Origin of the sequence: Mesorhizobium sp. M5C.F.Ca.IN.020.32.2.1, assembly GCF_004023105.1 — a bacterium.
Classification (GTDB): Bacteria; Pseudomonadota; Alphaproteobacteria; order Rhizobiales; family Rhizobiaceae; genus Mesorhizobium; species Mesorhizobium wenxiniae.
Genome location: NZ_RZSX01000398.1, coordinates 1 through 5,538, shown reverse-complemented (window position 1 = coordinate 5,538; position 5,538 = coordinate 1). Strand labels below are relative to the sequence as shown.

General features: G+C 59.2%; 8 protein-coding genes. 7 read left to right on the top strand and 1 reads right to left on the bottom strand.

Features of this window, described 5'->3' with window-relative positions; genetic code table 11:
• The 6 genes from EOA86_RS38735 to EOA86_RS19855 form a co-directional block, all read left to right on the top strand.
• Positions 1-202, top strand: a 202-nt coding sequence (locus EOA86_RS38735; RefSeq protein ID WP_164891844.1) for a hypothetical protein, incomplete at its 5' end; no start/stop codon positions are given.
• Positions 199-576 carry a hypothetical protein gene (locus EOA86_RS19875; RefSeq protein WP_128343202.1) on the top strand — a complete coding sequence of 126 codons (378 nt, stop codon included), beginning with the start codon at positions 199-201 and terminating at the stop codon, positions 574-576. The genes EOA86_RS38735 and EOA86_RS19875, both read left to right, overlap by 4 nt.
• 213 nt (positions 577-789) lie before the next feature.
• Complete coding sequence (locus EOA86_RS38730) at positions 790-1,050, top strand: hypothetical protein (RefSeq protein WP_164891842.1); 261 nt, start codon at positions 790-792, stop codon at positions 1,048-1,050.
• A gap of 375 nt (positions 1,051-1,425) precedes the next feature.
• On the top strand, positions 1,426-1,626 hold the full coding sequence (locus EOA86_RS41270) for a KTSC domain-containing protein (RefSeq protein WP_281034029.1): 201 nt from the start codon (positions 1,426-1,428) through the stop codon (positions 1,624-1,626).
• Positions 1,598-2,107, top strand: a complete 510-nt coding sequence (locus EOA86_RS19860; protein WP_127314087.1) for a DUF2243 domain-containing protein — start codon at positions 1,598-1,600, stop codon at positions 2,105-2,107. The genes EOA86_RS41270 and EOA86_RS19860 overlap by 29 nt, the downstream gene beginning before the upstream one ends.
• 1,101 nt (positions 2,108-3,208) lie before the next feature.
• On the top strand, positions 3,209-4,054 hold the full coding sequence (locus EOA86_RS19855) for an ATP-dependent DNA ligase (protein ID WP_128343204.1): 846 nt from the start codon (positions 3,209-3,211) through the stop codon (positions 4,052-4,054).
• Between the two features lie 291 nt (positions 4,055-4,345).
• Here the strand turns inward: EOA86_RS19855 and EOA86_RS19850 are convergent, their stop codons facing one another.
• Positions 4,346-4,564: a hypothetical protein gene (locus EOA86_RS19850; protein WP_128343199.1), complete on the bottom strand. Its 219-nt coding sequence runs from the start codon at positions 4,562-4,564 to the stop codon at positions 4,346-4,348.
• Positions 4,565-5,146: 582 nt separating this feature from the next.
• Between EOA86_RS19850 and EOA86_RS19845 the strand changes: the two genes are divergently transcribed.
• Positions 5,147-5,538 (top strand): chemotaxis protein CheB (locus EOA86_RS19845; RefSeq protein ID WP_245497319.1); only part of this gene is annotated, 392 nt, incomplete at its 3' end.

Genomic DNA, 5,538 nt, shown 5'->3' with positions numbered 1-5,538 from the left:
GAAGAAGACCAAGCGTGAGCGCAAGCAAGCCAAAGCCGCGGCGAAGGCTCCTCGCTGGGTCCGCGACATCGCCGCGGCAAAGTTCGATCCGCATGGCAATCGCCAGCATCGGGAATGGCAGCTCGGCACGTTTGGCGCGGCGTCGCCTGTTCGGAAGATTGATCCGGCTGATTATCTGGCTTTGAAAGGGCAGCCTTCATGACCATTGATGAGCGGCGGGAGCGGGAAAGGCTCGAACGGGAAAACCCCTGGCGGCCGATCGGTGAAGCAATGCCGGACGGTATGATCTGCGAACTGCGGATGAGCAACCTGACGGAGCTTGGTCGACATCGGTTTTTTCTACACGGCGATGCTCGTTGGTACAGGATCGATCCTCCGCAGAAGATAAACCCATATGTAGAGCTATTGGTCGAATACCGGCCGACAGGCGTCACGCTGAGCAAGCATCGTCGGGAGAACGCCGTCTGGCTCGCTGAAGAGGGCGGGCGCTACGAGTATCGAGGGGGCGAGCTCTACAGGAAACCGAAGCCCTACAAGCTCTATTGGCGGGCCGATGACGCGAAAGGCGACAAATGAACCGACGCGCGCAAATCAAGCCTTGGTATGTGGTCCAGTCCTCGGTGTCGTCGGAACGCAAGGCGTCCGATGAGTTGAAGCGGGCTGGCTACGATGTGTTTTGGCCGGTGTGGCGGAAGGAAGTCAAACACAACCGACGAGGCGGCCATAAGGATCCCGGCCGACGAAGCTGCAATGCAGTGGCCGAGAGGTGGCCAGGAACTTGTCTAGCGCATGGGCTGCCCGGCGCCCGCAGGGGTATTCGAAGCCCTTCGCGTCATCGCAGTGCTGTCGGCTCTCTGGTGCGTCGATCCCATTGAAGCGGATGCGCCGGCCCGCAATCTCGATGGTGTCGCCATCGATCACAGAGGCACGCCCCCGCATCGGACCTGGCAGCGGTTCCGTCCAATTCGTTATGGTGCTTTGAACCGCATCGGCGCGCTCGACCACGAACTGAGTAGTTGCGATGGCGAGCAAACCCACGCTCAGGAATAGCAGCCCGAGAATAGGGCGCGGAAGTCGCCGTGGCGGCCTCCTTCCGATGCGCTTTCGCCACCGGTTAGCCTGATCGGCGCCTTGGTAACGGTTGGCTTTCCCCACGCCTGCTCTCCCCAACGGGAGAATGCCTTCACCGCAAAGGAGAGTCCAGAGAGCTTTAAGCGGTTGCTAACTAAAGCGCTGGCGGGCATGCGGCGTCTGATTTATCATCGGCGTCTATGGGAATACTTACACCGCGCGCTTGCGCTCGCCCTAGTGTTGGCGCTGTTGTTTTGCCTGATAGGCTCGTCGGCGGTTGCCAAGCCCGCGGCTTTGCCTTCGCATGAATCGTGAAGGGACCTGGAACACGTCGTCACCTAGATCGTTGACTGCGTGCCGCCGGAAACCTTCGCCGCGTTCAAAGCGGCCTTTGCCAAGGGCCGCTATTTCAATGACCACATCCGCAATCACTTCCGGTACCGTGTGGCGCCTACTAATGGGGACCTCGTTGTGGCGCGCGTTAGGAACAGACAGTCTAGCTTGACGACGGCACGGAGCCTCACCAATGACCACCAGCCCCCGAAAAGAGCGTAAATTTCCTGCTTCGGCCGGTATCCTTCTAGGGTTAGGCCTAGGCGGCTTTTTCGACGGGATCGTGCTCCACCAAATTCTGCAATGGCACCACATGATGACAAGCGCGGGCTATCCGCCCAACTCTGTTGAAAATCTGAAGCTGAACACGATGTTGGACGGATTCTTCCATGCCGCCACTTATATCTTAACTGTGCTTGGCTTGGTCGTTCTGTGGAATACAGCAAGAAAGCCTCACTTTTGGTGGTCGGCCAATCTGCTTTTCGCGACGATCTTGATCGGATTCGGTCTCTTCAATTTGATCGAAGGAGTTGTTAATCATCAGATCTTGGGACTGCATCACGTAAATGAGACCGTTCCGCGCGATCTATGGATCTTTTGGGACATCGCCTTCCTGGTTTGGGGCGCGGTAATGCTGGCCGGCGGCTTTGTGCTCTATCGAAATTCCAAACAGGACCGTTTTGACGAAGTTCGCCGAACTTAACGGACAACGGCGCCCGCTTTGCTCAACAGTGCTCCGGTGGCCACGACTTTCCTTGCGGCTTCTGGCTCTTCTTCAGTCCGGGCCTCGCGCGGAGGAAGAACTGGGCGGCCCCCGCGATGAATTGTCCGGAGTAGAGCCCGTAAAAAAGGTGCGGCGGGCTTTTTGCTGTCCGGGTGGAACCCGATCTGGCGACAATCGTTCGGTGGGGCAACACTGCACGGCGTCAGATCGGGGCCAGCAATGACGAAAAGGCAAAAATTCACCCAGAAAGAAACACACGACAGACAGGAGCGAACGTCGGACGCCGCACGGGCACTGGCAGACATTGAGCGCGCAGCACGAGATGCAAAGACGGCTCGGCTGCGAGAGCAACGACTTAAGGCTGAAACTGCTCTCCCTGCTGCACTGGTAGCGAAACCGAAGAGGAACCGGGAAGGCAACAACTAAGTAGCCACCCGGCACGCGGCGGACTTCTACAGACTGTGGAACAAGACTTGAGACGAGACTTCGTGCCTGCAGAGGCGCCGCCTTTAGTCTCCGGCGCGATCCGCAGGCCGCCCCAGTAGCGCGAACGAAAAGCCCGCTGCGAGAGGGGACCGGCAGCGGGCTTTCGCTTGCGGAGTGTCTTCGCGGCTACATCCTGAGGAATCGACCGCTACAGTTGCAATGCGTGACTTTTGCAACGGTTCCAAAAAATTTGGCGGAGTCGGTGAGCGCCGGCCTAGCCGGCGTTGTAACCGCCTAATTTGCCCTACCTCTGGAACACATGCTTGAGACGCATGTTGGGAAACTGCAGCAATGTTCGAATTGCTCGTCGAATAGCTGCGAGATCGGATTGCCTCCGATCAGCCCGCGTCCTTCCCTTCCGTGGGGCGCGGGCTTTCAATTCACAGGCTGCAGAGGTTGGTGCTCCTGCTCTGCATGATGAAGTACCTGGCCGAGGTCGCGCATGTCGAAACCCTGCCCGCATACAGGGCAATGTTCTGCCCACTGCGGAATCACGTTCCGTTCACTCTGGCTAATGCAAGCCGGTCGCCTAGAATCGAATAAGTGCGTAAAATTGTAAGTACCGGCGCCCGCCGGCTCGAGTTCATTCCGCCGATGGAGCCCAAGCTGGTCGCCAAGCCGCCCGGTGGCGAGGACTGGCTTCACGAAATCAAGCTCGATGGCTACCGCTCTCAAATTGTCATCAATAGCCCAGAGGACATCCGCGTCTTCACCAAAACCGGCGCGGACTGGACGAGCAAATACACAGGGGTGGTCGAAGCCGCGCGGGAGCTCGAGGTCGAGAACGCGATCATCGACGGCGAGGCTGTCGTCACCAACGGGGTCGGGCTGCCGGATTTCGGCGCGCTGCAGAAAGCCGTCCACAGCGACCCCTACGCCATGGTTCTCGGCGCCTTCGATATCCTGCACCTCAACGGTCACGATCTGCGCGACATCGGCTGTAAGGCGCGCCGCGAAATTCTTTTTGGCATCATCAAGCCGAACAGCCGGATCCAGTTCAGCGAGGCCATGCCTGGCGACGCCAAGGCGATCTTCTATCTCGCCGACCAGGCCAGCCTCGAGGGGATCGTCTCGAAGCGCGCCGACAGCAAATATCGCAGCGGCCCGACGACGAACTGGCTGAAGACCAAGAGCTGGACTGTCGATGAATTCGAACTGCTCGGCGTCGAGCGTGAGCCGGGCAAGGCCGCTTTCGCGCTACTGGCAGAGCCTGGTACCGGGAAGTACGTCGGTTCGGCCTTCATCACCCTAGGTCGCGATATGAAGGAGCGGTTGTGGAAGCGCGTCCAGGAACACGTCGGGCCGCCGCCCGAGGCCATGAAGAAGCGGCCGGCGACGCAGTGGGTCGCTCCTGGCGTCAAGCTGCGGATCAAGCATCTGCGCGGCGACCACAGCCACATCCGCCACGCATCGCTGCTGGGTTTCAGTGACGAAACGTAATTCGTGATGGGGATAGCGTGCATATTGCAAGACAGGCGTCGTCAAGCGGCTTTCCCTCCGCTTAGGGTGGAGACCAAGGAGATTCGCTGATGCATAAGAATTCAAGCCGGGCCACGTCCTTCATCGCCGTCGCCCATTAAAACGTATTGCCGATCTTCGCCGCGCGACGAGCGAGCTGTGAAGACCTGTCGCCATACAACCGCGATGCTGACCAATTGGGCCAGCGTGCAATCGTTCTTGGAGCCTGCAAAATCTGTGGGTCAAACGAAAAGCCCCTTGGGCCGTTAGTTGCTAGGCAGCGTTCTTCGGCGATGTCTTTGCCAGCAAACGCGACAAGTGCTTTTTATGCAATTCCTGCATCTGTTCCAGCAGTTCAAGAAAATCGCGTGCAGTTTCCGAAGGCAATTCGAGGCGATCCAATTCAGCTATCCGGTCTTGCTGCTCAGATACATGCTTCCTGCCGAGCCGGACGTGTCGCTTCACCATTTGAATGTCATCTTCATGTGCCATCGCACATAACGGCCCGCCGGGCGGAGCGTTCCGTCAGCCAAGAGATTCCATGCAACCAAGCCAAGCCGCGTCTTGTGGCGTTCTGCACATCTGACAGCCTGCCTCGTTTGTTTGTTAGGGGGCCGGGCAGCCGATTTCTTCGTCATGTTCGGCTTGGCGCGAGCGCTTTCGTCGGACCTGCAACGCCTGAAATGCGATGTCTGTGGCGTACACGGCTCACGCTGAGCTATCCCCCGATACCTCCCACAGATCCAAGTCAAATCGGTATCAGAAGGCTAAGGGGCGAGCCAGGCCTTATCGGCCTGAGCGCCACGGGAAACGGTGCACCGCCTTTTCCACCGCTGGAACGTAGTGGTCGGCCAATGCATTATCATGTCAGCCGTTCTGTCGGCCAAGTGCGCCGGTGGCGAGGAACTGAGCAGGTACATTGCTGGCCCGGAATCAGCCATGGCTATCGAAAAGAGTATCCGCCTTCCCCGTGTAGCTCCTGAGGGAGAAACAAACCTGAAGCGGCCCGCGGAATCTCCCCTCAACAACCGTTCAATTATCGTGATCGGGGCGTCAGCCGGGGGTGTTGACGCGTTGAAGCGCATCGTCAGCGACCTGCCGGCCGATTTGGCGGCGGCGGTTTTCGTGGTCCTCCATGTTGGTCCGACCAGCTATCTGCCCGAAATCCTCGATCGCATTGGACCTCTGCCGACCCACAAGGCCAGGAACGGGACGACATTCGAGGCGGCCAACATCTATGTCGCTCCGCCTGGTTTCCACCTTCTGCTTCACGACGACCACATGATGCTTCGGCGCGGGCCGCGCGAAAACCTCGCCCGGCCGGCGATAGACCCCCTTTTCCGCTCGGCTGCGCTGAGTTACGGCGCGACGGTCATCGGCGTTCTCCTGTCGGGGGCCCTCTCCGACGGAACGGCCGGCTTACGGGCGATCAAAGCCGTGGGCGGACTGGCGATCCTCCAGCACCC